We start from the raw sequence: 20,312 nt of genomic DNA on the forward strand, positions 1-20,312 counted from the left end.
TTCGATTTCGGGCGTGATGCCAGAAGGTCGCAGGAGCCTCGAAGATCTCTCTCGGCTACAGGCTTGCGGCCAGAGCCAACTCGACCCGAACAGCAACGTCGACGCTCGCGTTCTCACACGAGAGATACAACTCGTGCGCGTCCAGTCGGCCTATCGCGACCGCATCGGCGACTACTTCGTTGAGCAGAACTTGAGAGATTCCACCGGAAGCGAGGTCGTGCACGGTGCGCAAAGGCGTGGTGATGCGGATGGGCCCGATCTGTTCACACTCGTCGTCCGCGAGCGGCAGTCGGTGCAGTGCTACCTGGCGGGTCGGCGCCGCGAGAGGGTGCGCAACGGAGAGGTGGATGAAGCGAGGTTGCAGGTGCCCGAGGCCATGCAGATCTGCGGCACTGTAGTGCGAGACGGTGGCGCTACCGGCGAACCACGTGCACCACTTCGCGAACTCGTCCAAGGCGGTATGTCTGACGCGTTCGAGGCGAAAAAGCCCGCGGCACTCACATGTCCATGTTCCGGATTCCGTCATTTCTTCCATCAACGCCAGACCGAAACCCAGTTCGGATGCCTGGAGAGCCGTGACAAATCCGCACTGTCGCAGCGCCAGCAGCTCGAGTGATTCGTAGTCCGAAGCCATGACCACCTCCGGTGACCGTCGAAAACGCCGTTTCGAACAGACTACGGGCGAGTGTGTCGCGCATCACAGGAATGAGGAAGTGCGTATTCACAGAGTTCGTTCAGACTCGTCGGGAAGAATCTGGCGAATGACTGTCGCAGCGAACAATCCTCGTCCGCGCAACCGAGTGCTCATCATCCTTCTCGTGGTGATCGCCGTACTCGTCGCGGCGCTCGTCGGTGGAGAACTGTACGTACGCAACCAGGTGAAGACCTGCATGGCCGATCAGTTCCAGAGCGAACTGGGATCCCAGGTCGACGTCGGGTTGAGCTGGAAGCCCGTACTCCTGCAGGCAGTCGACAAGAAGGTGCCGTACATCAGCATCGACAGTGACGACTCTTCGTTCGGCCCCGCAACGGGAATGCAGGTTCACGCGAAGGTGAACGACATCAACTTGCAGCCCTCGGCGGGCAACAGCGGCACCGTCGGCAGCTCCAGCGCCGACGTCACCTGGTCTACCGCAGGCATTCTCGCCACCTTGCAGGAACAGACCTTCGGCGGGCTCGTCTCCGGCGTCACCGCCGACTCGAGCGCCGGAACACTCGCGTTCGACGTCGGTCCGGTCGGGCTCGCGAAGCTCACGGTCAAGCCCACCGTCACCAACGGTGTGGTCGACGTCCAGACCGTCGGCGCCGAGATTCTCGGATTGGGTCTGCCGACCGATCTGGTCGACGGCATCGTCCAGACACTCACCGACAGCCTGCAGACCTACCCGCTGGACATGAAGCCCACGAAGCTGACCGTCACCGACGACGCTATCCAGATCTCGTTGGAGGGCGGCGCTTACGCCATGCCCGTCGCCGACGCGAACAACCAGAACACCTCGGCGGTTCCGGACAGCTGCGGCCTGCTGACCTAGTCGGCCAGACCGTCCAATACTGCTCGACTTCCGGATAGTCCGAGGCGGGTGGCGCCGGCCGCGATCATGTCGAGCGCTGCCTGCGTCGTACGTATTCCGCCACTGGCCTTGACTCCCACGCCCGGGCCAACCGTCTGCGCCATCAGTGCGACGGCCTCGACCGTCGCTCCACCCGCGGGGTGGAAGCCGGTGGAGGTCTTGACGAAGTTCGCCCCGGCACGCACAGCTGCGCGGCAACATTCGACGATGGCCTCGTCGGACAGCGCTGCGGTTTCGAGGATCACTTTGAGGATCGCACTCTCCCCCATCGCCTCGCGGACGGTGAGGATATCGGCCAACACCGCGCTGTAGTCGCCGGCGACCGCCGCTCCTACGTCGATGACCATGTCGATCTCGGCTGCGCCTTGATCGACGGCCAGTCGCGCTTCAGCACCCTTGACCAGCGAATGATGCTTCCCCGACGGGAATCCGACGACGGCCGCCGTCACAAGTCCCTCGGCGCGAATCGGCAACATCGACGGCGAGACACAGACAGCCAGCACACCGAGGCTGCGTGCTTCGTCGATCAGGGCGGTCACATCGGCCGCGGTGGCTTCGGGTTTGAGGAGAGTGTGGTCCACCATCGCGGCAACCTGGGAACGAGTGAGTGCAGCTTCAGACATGTTGGAAAGCTTGGCACACCACCACGCGACCGTCGCTGCAGCCGCACCTGAGAGACTAGGCCGCATGACCGCTGCACCATCGATCGATGATCGTCGCTATGTTCTGTCCCTCGGCTGCCCCGACACCACGGGCATCGTCGCACGCATCTCGACCTTTCTCACCGACGTCGGTGGATGGATCGTGGAGGCCGCATACCACGCCGATGCCGACACCGGATGGTTCTTCACGCGTCAGGCGGTCCGTGCATCGTCGGTGAGCATGAGCATCGACGAGCTTCGTGAACGGTTCAAAGCTGTTGCGGCCGAGATCGGTCCGGAAACCGAGTGGACTCTTCACGACTCCGGCGCACCCAAGAAGATCGTGTTGCTCGTGAGCAAGGAAGGTCACTGCTTGCATGACCTCCTTGGCCGCGCCGCGGGCGGGGAACTCCCCGCAGAAATCAGCGCCGTCATCGGAAACCACGAAGATCTGCGCAGTGTCACCGAGCGCCACGGGATCGACTTCCACCATGTTCCGTTCGCCAAGGACCCGGCAGAACGGGGACCGTCCTTCGAGAAGGTCCGCGCCCTGGTCGACGCTCACAATCCCGACGCCGTGGTGCTTGCCCGATTCATGCAGGTGCTGCCCGAATCACTGTGCGAGCACTGGGCCGGGCGCGCGATCAACATCCACCACAGCTTCTTGCCGTCGTTCATCGGTGCCCGCCCCTATCACCAGGCGTTCGCCCGCGGCGTGAAGTTGATCGGCGCCACCTGCCACTACGTGACCGCCGAACTCGATGCCGGTCCGATCATCGAGCAGGACGTGATCCGTGTGGACCACGCCGACGATGTCGCCGACATGGTCCGTCAGGGTCGAGACATCGAAAAGCTCGTACTCTCCCGCGGACTGCGCTGGCACCTCGAGGATCGTGTGCTGGTCCACGGGCGCAAGACGGTCGTCTTCAGCTAGAGCTGCGTTGCGCTAGAGATTGCGCAGTCGCACGATTTCCTTGTCGAACTCGTCGATGTTCTCGATCGACGACATGTGACCGACGCCCGGCAACACGATCAACCGTTCGAGGTTGCCGGCGTCGTCGAGGACCTGCGCAAGCTTGCGCGCATGGACCGGCGGAGTGAGCCGATCGAGCGAACCGACGAGCACGGTGGTCGGCACTTCGAGATTGTCGAGTCCCTCGTGAATGTCGAGGGTGCTCAGCGCTGCTCCCCAACCTCCACGGATGCGGGGCTTGCACTCACGAACGATGTTCTCGCAGAACTGAATCTCGGCCTTGGTCGCGTTCGGTGACATCGAGACGTACTGGATCGCCTTCGTCATGGCGCCCGAGGAGACGAACGGAACGGGCGAACTGAGGATGGCGCGGCCCACGGGGACCGGCACGCGAGGGAAACGATTAGGCAGTGGGATGACCGTGGTCTCGGCGATCAACCTTTCGCTCGCGGTGCTCGCGAGCATGACCGCCGACGCGTACTTCTTGACCTCGTCGGGGTGACGACCCGCCCAGGCGATGATACTCATCCCGCCCATGCTGTGACCGACGATGACGGCCTTCTTGTCCTCGCGAACCGTGGCCGCCAGCACTGCAGAGAGATCGTCGGCAAGGACGTCCGGGCCGAGCGGAAGATTGCCGACGGTGCTGCGGCCGTGACCGCGCTGATCGTAGGTGATGACGCGATATTCGCCGGCAAGCGCATTGACCTGCGGGTACCAGAATTCGGTGGAGCACGTCCAGCCGTGACTGAGAACGATCGGATCGCCGTCGACGGGACCGTAAGCCCGGACATTGATGATCGCACCGTCGTCGGTGGTCAGTTCGCTGATGTCAGCTTTGAGCGTCGGAGTCTTCAGGAGTGCATTGGGCTCGACGTCGCTCGACAGAGTCAACCCTCGCGTGGATCGCCGATGACGGATCCCAGCGACGGCCGCGACGAGTGCTCCCACTCCGACGGCGCCTGCCAGTACTCGAAGCTCTGTGGTGCGCGAACGACTGGACATGCATTTACCCCTGACTGCTGCTGACGACAGACGGATGCAATCTATGTGTGACTGCCGTTAACCGACACTATCACTCGAACAACGCCCGTTGTCAGCGTTGGCGAGAAGAGTGGGGCAGCACACCATGAGCCGGGAACCACGGCTCGGAATGAGCGGGAGTGCGGCAAACTACCAGCGAGAACCGCCGTGCTGAATGTCGTCCACCCGCGGGCGAACGTCGACGAGATACACGCACACTGCAACGACCGCGATGATGCCCAGGAGCCCGACAGGGGACGTCGCCAAGAGGATCAACGCCGCGACGATCAGAATTCCCAGCCAGATCGGCTTGGTCAATTTGTTGACCGCGGTGAAAGCGTCAGGACGCTGCCTGACGGCATGAACGATCGCGTAGACAGCACCCACCAACGCGAGCACTTTGAGTGCGAGAAAGATCAGACCGACTAGCCCATCGACTTGAGTCACAACTACATCCTAAGTTCTCATCCGGTTCCCGACGAACACGAAGGCTCCCACGCTCGGCTGAGTGAGGGAGCCTTCGTCAGGCGGAGCTGGGCAAATCAGGCCTTCTTGGCCGGAGCAGCCTTCTTGGCCGGAGCCGGTGCGGTGGCCTTGGCCGGAGCAGCCTTGGCGGGTGCAGCCTTGGCCGGAGCGGCCTTCTTCGCGGCGGTGGTCGCGCGCTCCTGGACGTCGGAAGCAGCAGCGGTCACGCGAGCGGCAGCTTCCTTGGAAGCCTCGTCAGCCTGGTCACCGAGGTCGAGGACCTTCAGTGCAGCCTCGTCGCCTGCGTCGGCGATCTTCTCACCGGCGTCAGAGATCTTCTCGCCGACCTCTTCTGCGGTGTCGGAGATGCGTCCGGCAGCGCGGCCGGCCAGCTTGGCAGCCTGCTCGCCCACGGCGCGCGTCTGACGAGCAACGGTTCCGAGTGCGTCTTCGGTCAGCTCGACGGCGTCGCCGAGTGCCGACTCTGCAGCAGCGATGCCTTCTTCGACTGCGGGCTGCTTGCGGATGCGCTCGACTGCGTCTTCGCCACGTTCTGCGAGGGAGTTGTACAGATCTCCGGCAACCTTGAGGTATGCCTCGGCGACCTTGCGGAGTTCCTCGGGTGAGAACTTCTCGCGCAGCTCGGCAAGCTCTTCGGGCAGCTCGGACGGCAGGCCGGCGAGACGCTCGCGCAGCGCATCGACGCTCTCGGCAACGTCACCCTGGACGGAAGCGAGCTTCTCGCGAGCACCGTCGACACGGCCGTTGACATCGCCCTGGGTGTTCTCGGCGCGCTCACGAACCTGAGCAACTACATCGGCCACGGCCTGGACAACCAGGTCGCCTGCGCCGACGGCGGCGTAGAGCGAGGTCTTGACGCTGTCGATGGCGTTCTTGTCAGTCATCTTGTTCTCCTAGTGAAGTCTCGGTGTCTGGAATTGCGGCCGATTCAGCGAAATCGGGCGCTGCGGCTGGTCTTGACGACTCGTTCTCGCGACAGAACGAGTCGTAGATTTCGAGCAGTACTTGCTTCTGCCGTTCGTTGATGGCCGTCTCGGCCAACACCGCGTCCCTGATGGGACTGTGCGGGCGTTGCTCGAGATATCCCGCTTGGACGTACAGCACTTCTGATGAGACTCGAAGGCCCTTGGCGATTTGCGCCAGTACGTCCGCCGACGGTTTGCGCAATCCGCGTTCGATCTGACTCAGATACGGATTGCTGACGCCGGCGAGTTGAGCGAGTTGGCGCATCGAAACTTGGGCGGCTTCCCGCTGTGCACGAATGAACCCCCCGATGTCGTGTGCCGCAGAGCTGACGACGCGAGCTGCCAAGTCGCTTGCTCCGGCTGCGGCACCGGATGATTCACGATCTCCGTCATCGGAGTTCGTCGACTTCGCTGGCATTGCGTCCTCCCTTTCCAGTGGACATTTCCCAGGATAGGAGAGGGTGCTAACTATTGCAAGCACTACTGCTAGCACTCGTGGTGGACGTCACATACTGGACAGCTCAGCCGAAGATGAGCGTCGAAATCGTGTAGATCAGCAGTCCGGCGATCGAGCCCACAACGGTGCCGTTGATACGGATGAACTGAAGATCTCGACCGACCTGCAACTCGATCTTCTGGCTCGCTTCGTCGGCGTCCCACCGCTCGACGGTGTCACTGATGACTCCAGTGATCTCGTCGGTGTAGTTCTCCGCGATGTACTTGGTGCCCTGCACCAGCCAGCCGTCGACCTTCTCACGCATGGACTCGTCGTCACGCAGCCTGACTCCGAAGCCGGCGACGTTCTCGGCGACCTTGGTCCGCAGGGTGCTGTTCGGATCGTCGACGGACTCCATGATGAGCCGCTTGGCAACCTGCCATGTCGACGACGCCAGACCCGTCACTTCCTCGCGACCCATGATCTCGGCCTTGATCCCCTCGGCCTTCTTGATGGTCTCCGGGTCGTTCTGCAGATCATCGGCGAAGTCGATCAGGAAGCGGTTGGCGGCGAGGCGTACCTCGTGTTCGGGGTTGGAACGGACCTTCCAGGTGAACTCGACGAGTTCCTTGTATATCTTCTCCCCCAGCATGGCGTCGACGAACTTCGGCGACCACGCGGGCGAATCGCGAACGATCACACGATCGATCGTCTCCTGGCTGCCGAGAGCCCACTGATGTGCCCGCTCGGCAAGCAATTCGATGATCGGCAGTTGCTTGTTGTCCTTGAGAAGTTCACCGAGCACTCGGCCGATCGGCGGTCCCCACATGGGCTCGGCCAGACGCTTCACGATCGTGTTGTCGATGATCTGGGCGATGTCCTCGTCGCGAAGAACCTCGACCATGCCGCGCAAGACCGTCGACGTCTCGGCGGCGACGCGAGCGGCGTTGGCAGGTTCGGCCATCCACGTGCCGAGGCGGAGCGGAATCTGCGCCTGCTGCACCTTGGCCGACACAACTTCGGGAGCCAGGAAGTTTTGACCGACGAATGAGCTCAGGCTGGCTCCGAGCTGGTCTTTCTTACGCTTGATGATGGCAGTGTGCGGGATGGGAAGGCCCATCGGATGACGGAAGAGCGCGGTGACGGCAAACCAGTCGGCAAGCGCGCCGACCATGCCTGCCTCGGACGCGGCCCGGACGTACCCGACCCACTCTCCGGCGCCGCGGGATTCCTGCCACCGGCAGAAGATGTAGACCACCGTCGCGAAGCCCAGAAGGCCAGTAGCGAAGACCTTCATCTTGCGAAGGTCCCGACGCTTGGCGGCGTCGTCGAAGGCGGAGAGGCTCAGTTGCTGCACCCTCGCCATTGTGCCGAAAGGTGTGACGCGGCGTAGCGCGAGCGACACGAAGTCCGATTCTGCAGGACCTAATCCCCCGAACTGCGGATGTGAGTGCCCGAGATAAAGGCGCGGACATTAAGCTGGACCGGAAAGTAGACCGATCGGACGTGGCTCGCACCACAGATATGAGATGACTCGTGGCCAAGAATGCCGTGCAGGACAACGAGCAGGTAGACGGCCCAGTCGTTGCTGATGCGAAGCCCGAGAAATCCGACGGTCGGAAGCGTCGTTGGCGTGAGCACAGGATCGCTCGCCGCGAGGAACTCGTCGACGGCACCATCGCCGCCATCCGCGCGCGCGGCCGTGAGATCGGCATGGACGAGATCGCGTCCGAGATCGGTGTCTCCAAGACCGTGCTCTACCGATACTTCGCCGACAAGAGCGACCTCACGACCGCCACGATGATGCGGTACGTCGAGACCATCCTGTCGCCGCGTATCTACGAAGCGATCAGTGGCGATCTCGACGATTTCGAACTCACCCAGGCGAGCATCACCGCATACGTCGAGACGGTGGCATCCGACCCCGACATCTACCTCTACGTCATGGCCAACGGCGCCGGCGCCAACCGCGACGTCGTTGCCGATTCCGAGCGCATGATCGCCGAATTGCTCTCCACGGTGTTGGGCAATCGTCTTCGCGAGATGGAGATGGATTCCGGCGGTTCGCTGCCGTGGGCGTTCGGGATCGTGGGCGGAATTCAGCTCGCGACGCACTGGTGGATCTCCAACAAGTCGATGTCCGCGGAATCGCTGATCGACTACCTCACGATGATGACGTGGGGCGGCATCACCGGCATAGCGGCGGTCAACGGATCACCGGCCAAGTTCAAGTCGGTTCCGCATCCCCTCGTCAAGCCTGCCGAGGACTGACTCGCCCGAGACCGAACTTTCGAGCCGCCGGGCGCGATCCTGTGGCACTCTTTCGGCATGGCACAAGACTCGCTGTGGGAAACACCGGCCGCCAAGACCCTGCGGGCGGAGCCCGGGTTCGAACTCGATCAACTCGATCGCAACAGCACTCCGGGATTCACCGGAAACAAAGCTGACGGCGAACGTCTGCTCGAGGAGCGCGGCGCGGTTCTGTCCGACCTGCAGGAGTTGCTGTACGCCAACGGCCGGTCAGGGGACAGTCGTTCAGTCCTGCTGGTTCTGCAAGGAATGGACACCGCAGGCAAGGGCGGCATGGTCCGACACGTGATCGGTCACGTGGATCCTTCGGGAGTTCAGCACGCGGCCTTCGGCGTCCCGACCGAAGAGGAAAAGCAACATCACTACCTTTGGCGGATCAAGAAGGAACTCCCCCGCGGCGGCTATCTCGGTGTGTTCGATCGCTCCCACTACGAGGACGTCCTGGTAGTGCGCGTCCACGATCTTGTCCCGGAGGATGTCTGGAGCAAGCGCTACGACGAGATCAACCAGTTCGAAAAGGAACTCGTCGACGCCGGAACCACTATCGTGAAAGTCGCGATGTTCGTCTCGCTCGACGAGCAGAAGAAGCGACTCGAAGAACGTCTCGACCGCCCGGACAAGTATTGGAAGTACAACCCCGGCGACGTGACCGAACGCGGTTTGTGGCCTGCATATCAACAGGCGTATCAGGCAATGCTCGACAAGACGTCGACCGAGCACGCGCCGTGGTACGTCGTGCCGTGTGATCGGAAGTGGTACAGCCGCATTGCGGTCACGGAGCTACTGATCGACGCTCTGGAAAAGCTCGATCTCGACTGGCCCCCTGCCGACTTCGACATCGAGGCGGAGAAGGCACGACTCGCACAGTCTTGATCAGAAGCAGGCCTGATCAGAACAGGTGTGGGGATTCGCGGTGCACTTTGTGGTCGTGACGCACAGTACTGGCGTACAGGGCTACCGCGAGGCCGATGCACGCGACGCCGGCGAGGCCGGCGATCAATGCCCAACCACCCTGGCCTGAACCTGCCGCCACCAGAAAACTGCCGAGGCAGACCACTGTGGCCAGCACCAGGAAATACGACGCCCACGCTGCAAAGAGATTGAGCTTCATCGTTCGCTCCTCCGGTCGGATCTCTTTCGTTTCGACCGTACGCCGGAGCATGACGGTCGACAAGACACTGCCGCCTCGAGGTTTCCCGACGTCTACGCCGGGTAGCCGAATTACATGGACATCGGAACTCTTTATCGCGGAATCGAATCCGCTCGCGGACTGGACGGTCCGTCCACTGGCCTCAGGCGCAGAATCCTCGAGATCACGGAGCGATCCGACCGATCGCGCACTGTCGCGGCACTTCTGCGCGGCGCCGCCGTCGGGCATCCCATCCATCCTGCCCTCGTGACCATTCCCGCGGGCGCGTGGACGGCTTCGTTGATCTTCGATGTTCTAGGCGATCCGCAGACTGCACGACGGCTGATCGGGCTCGGATTGGTTTCGACTCCGCCGGCTTTGCTGACGGGATGGCTGGACTGGTCCGAACGTGGCGACGTCGCACGCCGAGTGGGGCTGGTGCACGCGGCGTCGAATGCAGTGGGGATCTGGTCTTTTGCGGCGTCGTACAGGCTACGCGGAAAGGACTCACTCGCGCTGGCGCGAGTGCTGTCGGTGCTGGGGCTCACCGCGGTCGGTGTCGGTGGCGCGCTCGGTGGTCACATCGTTTTCAAGCTCATGGACGATCCGGCCGTCGAGGCTGCAGCGACTCCGGTTCTCGATCCCATCCTGGATGTAGTCAACTGAGCCGATCGGACCTCGATACTGTTCAGGCGTAAGCACTTCCGGAGTAGCTCCGCAGTTCTCGCGCGGTCTCGTCCGAATCCGCCAATGGTCTGTTCATGACCCAGTGTGGGCTGCGCGTGCCCAGTGTCGCGGCAAAATCGGCGACGGCGTCCGGGGTCGGCACTGCGTGTTCGCCCAGATATCCGAGAACGATGAGGTCCTCCCCTGATCTGGTCTCCACGGCCAGGGCCCAACCGCACGTCTCCTCCCACAGCAAAGCCACCTCGCGCCCGGGGAAACGCGGCACAGTTCGGTCCAATGCGATGTAAGCCTCCAGAGGGTGCTCGCGCCTGCAACACCACTGCTCGATGCCGGCCCCCACACCGACCGCCACCCGTTGTACGTACCGCTCGAACCCGAGTCCGACGGTTGCGTCGACCAGCATTTGTTCTGTCATCGAACCTCACTCCTCGCCATCGTGTTTGGAATGTGCCCAGCGCTGACCGCGTCGAAACCCGGTTCAGATCACGGACTCCGGGTATCCCCAGACGAACCGATCAAGTGGAGAGGGGACCCGATGAAGTACTCGCCCGCTATGGCTCCCGGACGAATGCTGAAGATCTCCATGGTGTCGGTGAACGCCGATCCACTCGCACCGGTGGGCTGCTCGGCAGCCGGTGCACAGAACCTGCACGTCGATGAACTGTCTGCCGCCTTGGTTCGTGCCGGACACGACGTCACCGTCTTCACCAGGCGTGCCCACGTCGGTGGGCCGGACCGCGTTCGCGCCCGCGCCGGGTACTCCGTCGACTATCTCGAGGCCGGCCCGACGCAGGCTCTCCCGGATGCCGATATCCTCCCTCACCTGGGAACCTTTGCCAGCATTCTGCGCGCTCAGTGGAGTACCGACCGACCCGATGTGGTGCACTCGCACTTCTGGATGTCCGGTGTGGCAACGGAACTCGCGACCCGATCGCTCGGCATCCCCGTACTTCAGACATTCCATTCCCTGGGATCTGCGGCGCACCGCCACCTCGGAGCAGCCGACGACAGCCCCTCGGAGCGGACTCACCTGGAACCGTTGATCGCCAGGGGCGCAACCCATGTCATCGCGACCAGTTCGGACGAAATCTTCGATCTGGTCCGGCAGGGATCACCACGATCACGGACCACGATGGTGCCCTCGGGCGTGGACACCGAAGCATTCACCCCGGAGGGACCCGCCGCGAAGAAAACCGCACCGCATCGATTGATCTGCGTCGGAAGACTGGTGGAGCAGAAGGGCTTCGATGTTGCCGTCGCCGCGCTGGCTTCGCTGCCGGATACGGAGTTGGTGGTGATCGGCGGGCCACCCGTCGCGCAACTGAGCACCGACGAAGTGGCGATCCGCTTGGTCAAGCTCGCCGAGCGCCTCGGCGTCGCAGATCGAGTCCAATTGTTGGGACGGGTTCCGCACCGCCAACTACCGAAACTGATGCGATCGGCCGACGCCCTCGTGTGCACCCCTCGATACGAACCGTTCGGAATCGCGGCACTGGAAGCAATGGCGTGCGGAGTTCCCGTAGTCGCGACTCCTGTTGGCGGACTGCGGGATACGGTGATCGACGGACTCACCGGGCGTCGGGTCCCGGTCAACAACCCGGTGGAAACCGCGCGCGCAGTCCGCCATCTTCTCGACGACGAGGACGAAGGCGCGGCGTTTGCACGGCAGAGCCGGGCCCGAGCGTGCGAATCGTATTCGTGGGATCACGTCGCCACCGAAGTGGTCCGCACCTACGGCCGCTGCGTCACAGCACCGCCGAGAGCCCGCCAACACAAGGGCACTCACCGAAGTGAAGTGCACTGACGCTGACGGGCTCTACGAAACTGAATTCACGAAGGTGATTTCACGAAGCTTGGACTGAAACTGCGTGATCAAGCGGGGAAACGTCGGGTCTCTTCGAGTCCGATTGCATGATCGAGCGACTCGTAGCAGGCAAACATCGACTCCTGACCAGCTGCTTTGAGCAACCTTTGCACCGGGCGGGCGCAGACGAGCGCGAGTGTGCCGCCCACGTCGCGTGATCGCGTCGACAGGACCGACAGCACGGACAAGCCGCACGTCCCCATGAATTCGAGTTCGGATAGATCGACGACCAGCGTCCGGTCCGCGGCCACGTGGTACGTCAAGAAGTCACGAAAAGCATTGGCGCTCATCAGATCGATCTCACCACGAACTTTGATCACAGCGGTGTGTGCACTGATGCGGTGCGCGTGAAACGATGCGGTCGCTGTCCCGGTCGCGGGAGGTCCGTAGTCTACCGATCCCTTCGCCGCGTTCGTAAAGCCTGAAATAGATGATCCTGGAACAACAGTCATGGTTCTCCCATCCCGCAACGGTTTACACTCTGCAAAAGAGAAGGGACCTCCGAAGGAGACGCACGATGAACGGGTCTCCAGAAATACGGATAAATCCCTCATCGGCTGTGTGCTCAACCTCGGTTTGAAACAGTACGCCAGCATGACGGACGTCACAAGTGCGTTGCGACCATTCGTTTCGGTGTTCCGAACAAAAATGTGGTTTGGTCTGCGGTTCCGCGAGGTAATCCGATGTTGCGATCGCCAACGGTCGTGAGCAGAATCGTGTCGTTTACCCCGGCACCACCATCGACCAAATTTCGTGTTCGGGGGTCACTGTGAAGGTCGGGATGGGTATCGTTCTCGGCACCAGACTTCACCGCGACCCCTGGTACGACGATCCGGAGAACTTATGGCACACCTCAGCGCACTCGAGCCCGATCAGGATCAGACTCAGCCAGTTGTGGAGTTGAGGATTCAAGCGACTCTCGATCAGCTGTCGATTTTGCGTGCACTGGCCGCCACCGTTGCCATTCAGGAAAACTTCGACCTCGACGCCATCGCCGACATCAAACTGGCCATGGACGAAATCTGTACGCATCTGATCGTTCGCGCTGCGCCTGATTCGGTTCTGGTGTGTCGGTTCGTCTTCACGCCGCCGCAATTGCACGTGTCCGTGTCCACGACGACCACGGAGTACGAGGACAGCAGTCAGCGTTCGTTCGGGTGGCACATCCTCACCGAACTCACCGATTCGATTTCGCTCGACCAGGAAGAGAACCTCGGCGGCGTCGGCTACATCACCACCATGAAGTTCACCAAGGCCCTCAGCGGGCGCCTGTGACCGCTTCCGCAGACGGCCCGTCACGCCCGCGTCGGCGGTCCACCGACGAATATCGGGACGTAATACCAGTTTTCGAGGAACTGCGGACCCTCGAGCCCCACAGCCCGGAGTACGAACGAGTGCGCACTGCACTCATCACCAGATGCCTACCGTTGGCCGAGCACATCGCCAGACGATTCGACGGTCGTGGCGAGGCACACGACGATCTGGTTCAGGTGGCGCGTCTCGGTCTGGTCAACGCCGTCGACCGTTTCGATTCCACGCGCGGATCCGATTTCGTCTCCTTCGCAGTTCCCACCGTGATGGGCGAGGTTCGACGACACTTCCGCGACACCGGTTGGGCATTGCGGGTTCCCCGCCGGATGAAGGAGTTGCACTTCCAACTCGGGCAGGCCATCAGCGAGCTGTCACAACAGCTCGGGCACGCGCCGACCGTCGACGAGTTGGCCGAGACGTTGGGGATCGAACGCGAAGAAGTTGCCCAGGCCTTGATCGCCGGCAACGCGTATCAGACGGTCTCGGTCGACGGTGCCGCGTCCAATCACACCGACGATCTCCCGCTCGTGGAAACACTCGGTGACTACGACGCAGCACTCGAGAACGTCGAGAATCACGAGGCGTTGCGTCCGCTTCTCGACAAGCTTCCCGAGCGAGAGCGGACGGTGTTGATGCTCAGATTCTTCGGAAACCTGACGCAGACACAGATCGCCGAGAAAGTCGGTGTGTCCCAGATGCACGTGTCGAGGTTGCTCGCGAAGACATTGAGTAATCTTCGCGAGCAACTCGACTGAGCTCCGCGAACAATTCGACTGAGCAGGACCGGGCGGGTCAGATCGTTGCGGTGTCGATCACGAATCGGTATCGGACGTCGCTCTTGATCACGCGCTCGTAAGCGTCGTTGATGTCGCTCGCCGGAATCAGTTCGATTTCTGCGCCGATGCCGTGCTCGGCGCAGAAGTCGAGCATCTCCTGTGTCTGCGGGATACCTCCGACCATGGAACCGGCGAGGCTACGACGGTTTGCGGCGAGCGAGAATGCTCGAACTTCGATCGGCTTCTCGGGCAGGCCGAGTTCGACGAGAGTGCCGTTGATGGCAAGCAAGGACATGTAGGCGTCGATGTCGAGGTTGACCGAGACCGTGTTGAGGATCAGGTCGAACTCGCCGCGAAGAGCCTTGAACGTCTCACGGTCGTTGGTCGCGTAGTAGTGATCGGCGCCGAGGCGAAGCCCGTCGTCTTTCTTGCCGAGCGTCTGGCTCAGGACGGTGACTTCCGCTCCGAGCGCCTTGGCGATCTTCACGCCGACGTGCCCGAGGCCGCCGAAACCGATGATGGCGACCTTCTTGCCGGGGCCGGCGTTCCAGTGCCGCAGCGGTGAGTACAAGGTGATGCCCGCGCACAGGAGCGGCGCTGCAACGTCGAGTTCGATGCCCTCCGGGATCGAGAGCACGAAGTGCTCGGTGACGACGATGTGCGTCGAGTAGCCACCCTGAGTGCGCTCGCCGTCGCGGCCGGTGGCGTTGTACGTACCCGTCACACCCTTGCGGCAGTACTGCTCTTCACCGGCGGTGCAGGCGTCGCACTCCCCGCACGAGTCGACGAAGCAGCCGACGCCCACTCGGTCGCCGACCTTGTGCCTGGTGACATCGGACCCCACGGCGGCGACGACGCCGGCGATTTCGTGTCCGGGGACGATCGGGTACTTCGCTCCGCCCCACTCGTTGCGAGCGGTGTGGATGTCGGAATGGCAGATGCCGGCAAATTTGATGTCGATGAGAATGTCCAGTGGACCGAGCTCGCGGCGTTCGACAGTGGTCTTCTCGAGGGGACCGTCAGCGGACGTCGCGGCATAAGCAGCAGCAGTAACCATGCACACATGCCTACCCGTGCATGGAGGGACCTGCAACTCGCAGGCCCCTCCATGACTTGTTCTTTACGTGACTTACCCGGCGTCGCGCTCGGCTTGCTCGGCCCGACGACGCAGGCGCCTCGCGGCCGCAACCATATTGCGCAGCGAAGGCTCGAGTTGCCACGGATGGCGGGTCTTGAGGCCGCCGTCCGGATTTGCCCACAAGCGATCGAGAGAGATCGATTCGCTTGCCTCGGTGAGCAATTCGTCGAGTTCGTCGATGTCGGGAATCCGAGCTGAGCGAGATTCGTAGACACCGGGGCCGACGCCGTGCGTGAGCGCGCCTTCCTTGAGTGCTTCGAGAACCCACGTGATGGAGCGGGTCGCGACGATAGCCGTCACATCGGCGTCCAACCGTTCGATGGCGTCGACCACCGACGACCGAGCGGAGTACGTCAGATGTGTGTGGATCTGTGTTTCCGGCTTCGCTCCACCTGTTGCCAGACGGAACGCGTCGACGGCCCACTCCAGGTAGGCCTCCCGGCCGTCCTCACGCAGTGGCAGCAGTTCACGAATTGCCGGTTCGTCCACCTGGATGATGGCGATTCCGGCAGCTTCGAGATCCGCGATTTCGTCTCGAATGACAAGTGCCAGTTGCTCTGCCGTTTCGTAGAGCGGCTGATCCTGGCGAACGAACGAACGGGCGATCATGGTGACCGGACCCGTCAGCATGCCCTTGACCGGCTTGTCGGTCAGCGACTGCGCGTACGCAATCCACTCGACCGTCATCGGCTTCGGACGTGCGATGTCGCCGTAGAGAATCGGCGGACGCGTGCACCGAGATCCGTAGGCCTGAACCCAACCGTTGTGCGTGAAGGCATAGCCCTCGAGCAGTTCGGCGAAGTACTGGACCATGTCGTTGCGCTCGTGCTCGCCGTGCACGAAAACATCGAGACCGATGTCCTCTTGCAGACGGATTGTGCGCTCGATCTCTTCCTGGATGCGCTTGTAGTAGTCGTCCCACTCCAAACGCCCCTGGCCGAGTTCGTAACGAGCCTGGCGAATCGCGTCGGTCTGCGGGAACGAACCCAGTGTCTGGGCCGGCACCAACGGCAGATTCAACCGTTCCTGCTGAGCTTTACGACGCTCCTCGTACGGTGCACGCACACGATCTTCGGGCTTGATCGCGTTCACCCGAGCACGGACAGCGTGCTTGAGCTTGAAGTGCACCTTCGTCGGACGCTTACGCCACTTGTCCGAAGGACCTTCGGTGAGCGCCTTCGCCAGTGAGACGACTTCGCCGACCTTCTGCTTCGCAAAAGCCAGACGGTCTGCGACGTCTCCCGGAATGTCGTACTCGGAGAGCACGTCGTACGGCACGTGCAGCAGCGACGACGACGTGGAGACGACGAGGTCAGGCACAACATCTTTGAGTTCGTTCAGGTACGTCAAGGTGTTGAACCGGTCGACGCGCCAGACGTTGCGACCGTCGACGACGCCCGCGTAGATGCGCTTGCGCTTGATGTTCGGCACCGCGGCCAGTTCCTCGGCCGTGATCTTGCCGTGCACCAGGTCCAGACCGAAGGCTTCGATCTTGGTGGGCGCCAAGATGTTGAGGGCTTCGCCGAACTTGCCGTACGGACCCGTCACCAACAGGCGCGGGCGCAGCGGGGCCGTCGAAAGCTTCTCGTACGCACGTCCCAGAGCGGCTAGCTCCTCGGGGGTGCGGTCCTCGGTGACCGAAGGCTCGTCCAACTGAACACAGGTCGCACCGGCCTTGGCGAGCTGCTCGAAGAGCTTCTCGTACTCGGGCAGGAGCGCGTCCAACAGGTCGAGCGGGGTGAAGTTCGGATCGGACTTCTCGGTGGCAGGTCCGACCTTCGAAAGCAGAAGCAGCGAGACGGGCCCCATGATGACGGGGCGCAATTCGATGCCGCGCGCCTTCGCACGTTCGAATTCGTCGAGAAGTGCATCCGAGTTGAGCGCGAACACAGTGTTCGCGTCGATCTCGGGCTGACGGTAGTAGTAGTTCGTACCGAAGAAGCGCACCAGCTCGAGAGGCGGGAAGTCCGGGCGGCCGCGGGCCATCGTGAAGTAGAAATCGAGCGGCTCGAGGGCGCCCTCGAGCGGCTTGAACCGCTCCGGCACTGCGCCGAAGAGCAGCGCATTGTCGAGCACGTGATCGTAGAAGGAGAAGGTGTTGCCGGGAACCTGGCTCAATCCCGTCGCAGCCAATTCGCTCCAGGTCGATTCCTGGAGTTCCTTGGCGACCGCGAGAAGTGCGTCCTTGTCCGAAGTGCCGTGCCAGTAGGACTCGAGGGCGCGCTTGAGCTCACGGCGCGGCCCGATGCGCGGATACCCCAGGACGCTGGAGCCGAATGCTGCAGTGCTGCTGGACATGCGGTCGACCTTTCTAACCGAGGGGCGCGAGCGCCCTGTGCGCCTTTGTGGTAGCCGGAACTACCAGAAAGGCGCACAGGGGCTTTGGGCCTTAGCTTGCCTGCTTGGTGGAGCGACCGTTGTCGGCGTATTCGTAGAAGCCCGCGCCGGACTTCTTGCCGGTCAATCCGGCTTCGACCATACGCAGGAGCAGCGGCGGAGCGGAGTACAGCGGCTCCTTGAACTCTTCGTACATGGAGTCGGCGATGGACTTGACGGTGTCGAGTCCGACCAGGTCCGTCAGAGCCAGCGGACCCATGGGGTGCGCGAGGCCGAGAACCGTTGCCTTGTCGATGTCTTCCTTGGTCGCGAAGCCCGACTCGACCATGCGGATCGCCGAGAGCAGGTACGGCACCAGGAGTGCGTTGACGACGAAGCCGGAGCGGTCGGCACTGCGGACGACCTGCTTGCCGAGGATGTCGCTGGCAAAAGCCTCGGCGCGCTGCGAGACGGAGGCACTGGTCTTGAGCGTCGTCACCAATTCGACGAGCGGCAGAACCGGAACCGGGTTGAAGAAGTGCATGCCGATGACTCGCTCGGGACGCTTGGTCGAGATGCCGAGCTTCATGATCGGGATCGACGACGTGTTGGACGCGAGAACCGCATCCGGGTCCGTCACGACCGCGTCGAGCTCGGCGAAGATTTCGCTCTTGATCTTCTCGTCTTCGACGACGGCCTCCACGACGAGCTGGCGGTCCGCGAAATCTCCCAGATCGGAGGTGAAACGCAGACGCCATGCGGCCTGCTCACGCTCACGTTCTGTGATCTTTCCGCTGCTCACGCCGCGGTCGAGCGAACGCAGGATGCGTGAACGCCCGGCTGCTGCAAGCTCGCGAGTCTGCTCGAAGACCAGAACATCGACATGTGCGCGGGCGCACACCTCGGCGATTCCGGCACCCATGATTCCGGCGCCGATAACGCCGACGCGCTGAATTTTTTCGCTGGTCACGTCAGCTCCTTGTTTGTCTCGTGGAGTTTGTCTGGTGAAGGTGTTGCAAAACAAGCACTTCGAACTGCGTCGACGCTGGTGGCCGACGCAATCGGAACTGCCTTGAAGACGAGAGAAAGTAGTGCGGTGATACAAGCAGGGGAGAGACCCGAAGCCGAGCCTCTCCCCCACCCGAAGTCAGTTCTTAGTGGAACTGTCCCTCTTCGGTGGAGCCCTTGAGAGCTGCCGTCGAGGTGTTGGGGTCAACGGTGGTGGCGATGGTGTCGAAGTAGCCGGCGCCAACCTCACGCTGGTGCTTGATGGCGGTGAAGCCACGCTCTTCGGCAGCCTTGAACTCGCGCTCCTGCAGGTCGACGAATGCCGTCATGCCTTCGCGGGCGTAGCCGTAGGCAAGGTCGAACATGCCGTAGTTGAGCGAGTGGAAGCCGGCCAGCGTGATGAACTGGAACTTGAAGCCCATTGCGCCGAGCTCCTTCTGGAACTTCGCGATGGTCGCGTCGTCCAGGTGCGCCTTCCAGTTGAAGGAAGGGGAGCAGTTGTAGGCCAGGAGCTGGTCCGGGAATTCGCTGCGAACGGACTCGGCGAACTTCTTTGCAACCTCGAGATCCGGCACGCCGGTCTCCATCCAGATGAGGTCTGCGTACGGTGCGTAAGCCTTGGCGCGAGCGATGCAGGGCTCGATGCCGTTCTTGACGCCGTAGAAGCCTTCAGCCGTGCGGGTTCCGTCGAGGAACGGGCGGTCACGCTCGTCTACGTCGGAGGTGATGAGGGTTGCGGCCTCAGCGTCGGTGCGGGCGATGATGACGGACGGAACGTCCGCGACGTCGGAAGCCAGGCGAGCCGAGGTCAGGGTGCGGATGTGCTGCTGCGTGGGGATGAGCACCTTGCCGCCGAGGTGGCCGCACTTCTTCTCCGAAGCGAGCTGATCCTCCCAGTGGACACCGGCAGCGCCGGCGCCGATCATGGCCTTCTGCAGCTCGTAAGCGTTGAGAGCGCCACCGAAGCCGGCTTCGGCGTCGGCAACGATCGGAGCGAGCCAGTTGCTGACGGAGGTGTCACCCTCGGTCTTGGCGATCTCGTCGGCGCGCAGCAGTGCGTTGTTGATGCGACGGACGACGGTCGGAACCGAGTTGGCCGGGTAGAGGCTCTGGTCCGGGTACGTGTGGCCCGAGAGGTTCGCATCGCCGGCAACCTGCCAACCGGAGAGGTAGATGGCCTTCAGGCCGGCGCGAACCTGCTGCACAGCCATGTTGCCGGTAAGTGCACCGAGGGAGTTGATGTAGTCCTCGTTGTTCACGAGATCCCACAGGATCTCGGATCCGCGACGAGCGAGGGTCTGCTCCTCGACGACGGTGCCCTGGAGCTTGACGACCTGATCGGCCGTGTAGTTACGAGTAACGCCCTTCCAGCGAGGGTTGGTGTCCCAATCCTGCTGGAGCTCAGCTGCGGTCTTCGGGGTGCCGGTGGTCGACATCAAGACTCCATCTCTTTGATCTGCTGGTCCGGCCTGTTGTGAGCAGTACGTGCGTACTACTTCACATACTTGCCAGGCCCTTCTTGTGTACTTACCGAGAATGGCACATCGAAAAAGTGCCGTCTACCTGTTGCTAATGCCAATCTTCGCTACCTTTTCAACACACTTTGCTAAGTCTGTGAAGATTCCTACGCGGCTGGTACTACCCAATCGGACAGGTTCCGTACTGGCGAGTAGGAAAG

General features: G+C 62.4%; 22 protein-coding genes. 8 read left to right on the forward strand and 14 right to left on the reverse strand.

Annotated elements, in window-relative coordinates; genetic code table 11:
- Window positions 1–55: 55 nt before the first annotated feature.
- The gene (locus ATN37_RS31330) at window positions 56–634 is read right to left on the reverse strand and encodes a hypothetical protein (RefSeq protein ID WP_003941523.1); all 579 of its coding nucleotides are present in this window, start codon (window positions 632–634) and stop codon (window positions 56–58) included.
- A gap of 127 nt (window positions 635–761) precedes the next feature.
- Here ATN37_RS31330 and ATN37_RS31335 point away from each other — a divergent pair, with 127 nt between their 5' ends.
- A complete protein-coding gene (locus ATN37_RS31335) occupies window positions 762–1,532 on the forward strand; it encodes a DUF2993 domain-containing protein (protein ID WP_058227464.1) in 771 nt (256 codons plus the stop codon).
- Here the strand turns inward: ATN37_RS31335 and deoC are convergent.
- Entirely contained in the window at window positions 1,529–2,194 is a 666-nt protein-coding gene (gene deoC / locus ATN37_RS31340) for a deoxyribose-phosphate aldolase (protein ID WP_047268935.1), read from the reverse strand. The genes ATN37_RS31335 and deoC overlap by 4 nt on opposite strands.
- Window positions 2,195–2,258: 64 nt before the next feature.
- On the opposite strand from deoC, the gene purU reads away from it, so the two are divergent.
- Window positions 2,259–3,146 (forward strand): formyltetrahydrofolate deformylase, encoded by an 888-nt coding sequence (gene purU, locus ATN37_RS31345; RefSeq protein WP_003941509.1) that lies wholly within the window; start codon window positions 2,259–2,261, stop codon window positions 3,144–3,146.
- Window positions 3,147–3,158: 12 nt separating this feature from the next.
- Here the strand turns inward: purU and ATN37_RS31350 are convergent, their stop codons facing one another.
- The 5 genes from ATN37_RS31350 to ATN37_RS31370 form a co-directional block, all read right to left on the reverse strand.
- Complete coding sequence (locus tag ATN37_RS31350) at window positions 3,159–4,190, reverse strand: alpha/beta fold hydrolase (RefSeq protein WP_021333908.1); 1,032 nt, start codon at window positions 4,188–4,190, stop codon at window positions 3,159–3,161.
- Window positions 4,191–4,358: 168 nt separating this feature from the next.
- On the reverse strand, window positions 4,359–4,655 hold the full coding sequence (locus ATN37_RS31355; RefSeq protein ID WP_003941505.1) for a DUF2516 family protein: 297 nt from the start codon (window positions 4,653–4,655) through the stop codon (window positions 4,359–4,361).
- 95 nt (window positions 4,656–4,750) lie between these two features.
- Complete coding sequence (locus tag ATN37_RS31360; protein ID WP_003941552.1) at window positions 4,751–5,578, reverse strand: heparin-binding hemagglutinin; 828 nt, start codon at window positions 5,576–5,578, stop codon at window positions 4,751–4,753.
- Complete coding sequence (locus tag ATN37_RS31365; protein ID WP_003941483.1) at window positions 5,571–6,077, reverse strand: helix-turn-helix domain-containing protein; 507 nt, start codon at window positions 6,075–6,077, stop codon at window positions 5,571–5,573. The genes ATN37_RS31360 and ATN37_RS31365 overlap by 8 nt, the downstream gene beginning before the upstream one ends.
- 103 nt (window positions 6,078–6,180) lie before the next feature.
- On the reverse strand, window positions 6,181–7,461 hold the full coding sequence (locus ATN37_RS31370) for a DUF445 domain-containing protein (RefSeq protein WP_020968906.1): 1,281 nt from the start codon (window positions 7,459–7,461) through the stop codon (window positions 6,181–6,183).
- Window positions 7,462–7,631: 170 nt separating this feature from the next.
- Between ATN37_RS31370 and ATN37_RS31375 the strand changes: the two genes are divergently transcribed.
- Together ATN37_RS31375 and ATN37_RS31380 are read left to right on the forward strand one after the other, a co-directional pair.
- On the forward strand, window positions 7,632–8,366 hold the full coding sequence (locus tag ATN37_RS31375) for a TetR/AcrR family transcriptional regulator (RefSeq protein ID WP_218696078.1): 735 nt from the start codon (window positions 7,632–7,634) through the stop codon (window positions 8,364–8,366).
- Between the two features lie 57 nt (window positions 8,367–8,423).
- On the forward strand, window positions 8,424–9,278 hold the full coding sequence (locus tag ATN37_RS31380) for a polyphosphate kinase 2 family protein (RefSeq protein ID WP_054827968.1): 855 nt from the start codon (window positions 8,424–8,426) through the stop codon (window positions 9,276–9,278).
- Between the two features lie 16 nt (window positions 9,279–9,294).
- Here the strand turns inward: ATN37_RS31380 and ATN37_RS31385 are convergent, their stop codons facing one another.
- Window positions 9,295–9,516 carry a hypothetical protein gene (locus tag ATN37_RS31385; RefSeq protein ID WP_039973486.1) on the reverse strand — a complete coding sequence of 74 codons (222 nt, stop codon included), beginning with the start codon at window positions 9,514–9,516 and terminating at the stop codon, window positions 9,295–9,297.
- A 114-nt stretch (window positions 9,517–9,630) separates the two neighbouring features.
- Between ATN37_RS31385 and ATN37_RS31390 the strand changes: the two genes are divergently transcribed.
- Window positions 9,631–10,200 (forward strand): DUF2231 domain-containing protein, encoded by a 570-nt coding sequence (locus ATN37_RS31390; RefSeq protein ID WP_007735369.1) that lies wholly within the window; start codon window positions 9,631–9,633, stop codon window positions 10,198–10,200.
- A gap of 22 nt (window positions 10,201–10,222) precedes the next feature.
- Here ATN37_RS31390 and ATN37_RS31395 read toward each other — a convergent pair whose 3' ends face one another.
- Window positions 10,223–10,636 carry a DUF6292 family protein gene (locus ATN37_RS31395; protein ID WP_003941464.1) on the reverse strand — a complete coding sequence of 138 codons (414 nt, stop codon included), beginning with the start codon at window positions 10,634–10,636 and terminating at the stop codon, window positions 10,223–10,225.
- 120 nt (window positions 10,637–10,756) lie between these two features.
- On the opposite strand from ATN37_RS31395, the gene ATN37_RS31400 reads away from it, so the two are divergent.
- Window positions 10,757–12,025, forward strand: a complete 1,269-nt coding sequence (locus ATN37_RS31400; protein WP_003941555.1) for a glycosyltransferase — start codon at window positions 10,757–10,759, stop codon at window positions 12,023–12,025.
- A 68-nt stretch (window positions 12,026–12,093) separates the two neighbouring features.
- On the opposite strand, the gene ATN37_RS31405 is transcribed toward ATN37_RS31400, so the two are convergent.
- Entirely contained in the window at window positions 12,094–12,537 is a 444-nt protein-coding gene (locus tag ATN37_RS31405; RefSeq protein WP_007735372.1) for an STAS domain-containing protein, read from the reverse strand.
- Between the two features lie 391 nt (window positions 12,538–12,928).
- Between ATN37_RS31405 and ATN37_RS31410 the strand changes: the two genes are divergently transcribed.
- On the forward strand, window positions 12,929–13,360 hold the full coding sequence (locus ATN37_RS31410; protein ID WP_003941553.1) for an ATP-binding protein: 432 nt from the start codon (window positions 12,929–12,931) through the stop codon (window positions 13,358–13,360).
- A complete protein-coding gene (locus tag ATN37_RS31415) occupies window positions 13,357–14,151 on the forward strand; it encodes an RNA polymerase sigma factor SigF (protein ID WP_003941515.1) in 795 nt (264 codons plus the stop codon). The genes ATN37_RS31410 and ATN37_RS31415 overlap by 4 nt, the downstream gene beginning before the upstream one ends.
- Window positions 14,152–14,188: 37 nt before the next feature.
- On the opposite strand, the gene ATN37_RS31420 is transcribed toward ATN37_RS31415, so the two are convergent.
- The 4 genes from ATN37_RS31420 to aceA form a co-directional block, all read right to left on the reverse strand.
- On the reverse strand, window positions 14,189–15,229 hold the full coding sequence (locus tag ATN37_RS31420; RefSeq protein ID WP_165639695.1) for an NAD(P)-dependent alcohol dehydrogenase: 1,041 nt from the start codon (window positions 15,227–15,229) through the stop codon (window positions 14,189–14,191).
- Between the two features lie 72 nt (window positions 15,230–15,301).
- Window positions 15,302–17,608 carry a 5-methyltetrahydropteroyltriglutamate--homocysteine S-methyltransferase gene (gene metE, locus ATN37_RS31425; protein WP_058038167.1) on the reverse strand — a complete coding sequence of 769 codons (2,307 nt, stop codon included), beginning with the start codon at window positions 17,606–17,608 and terminating at the stop codon, window positions 15,302–15,304.
- Window positions 17,609–17,699: 91 nt separating this feature from the next.
- Complete coding sequence (locus ATN37_RS31430) at window positions 17,700–18,596, reverse strand: 3-hydroxybutyryl-CoA dehydrogenase (RefSeq protein WP_003941541.1); 897 nt, start codon at window positions 18,594–18,596, stop codon at window positions 17,700–17,702.
- Window positions 18,597–18,780: 184 nt separating this feature from the next.
- Complete coding sequence (gene aceA / locus ATN37_RS31435) at window positions 18,781–20,070, reverse strand: isocitrate lyase (RefSeq protein ID WP_003941533.1); 1,290 nt, start codon at window positions 20,068–20,070, stop codon at window positions 18,781–18,783.
- Between the last annotated feature and the right edge of the window lie 242 nt (window positions 20,071–20,312).

This window comes from Rhodococcus sp. MH15 (assembly GCF_019266045.1).
Classification (GTDB): Bacteria; Actinomycetota; Actinomycetes; order Mycobacteriales; family Mycobacteriaceae; genus Rhodococcus_F; species Rhodococcus_F qingshengii.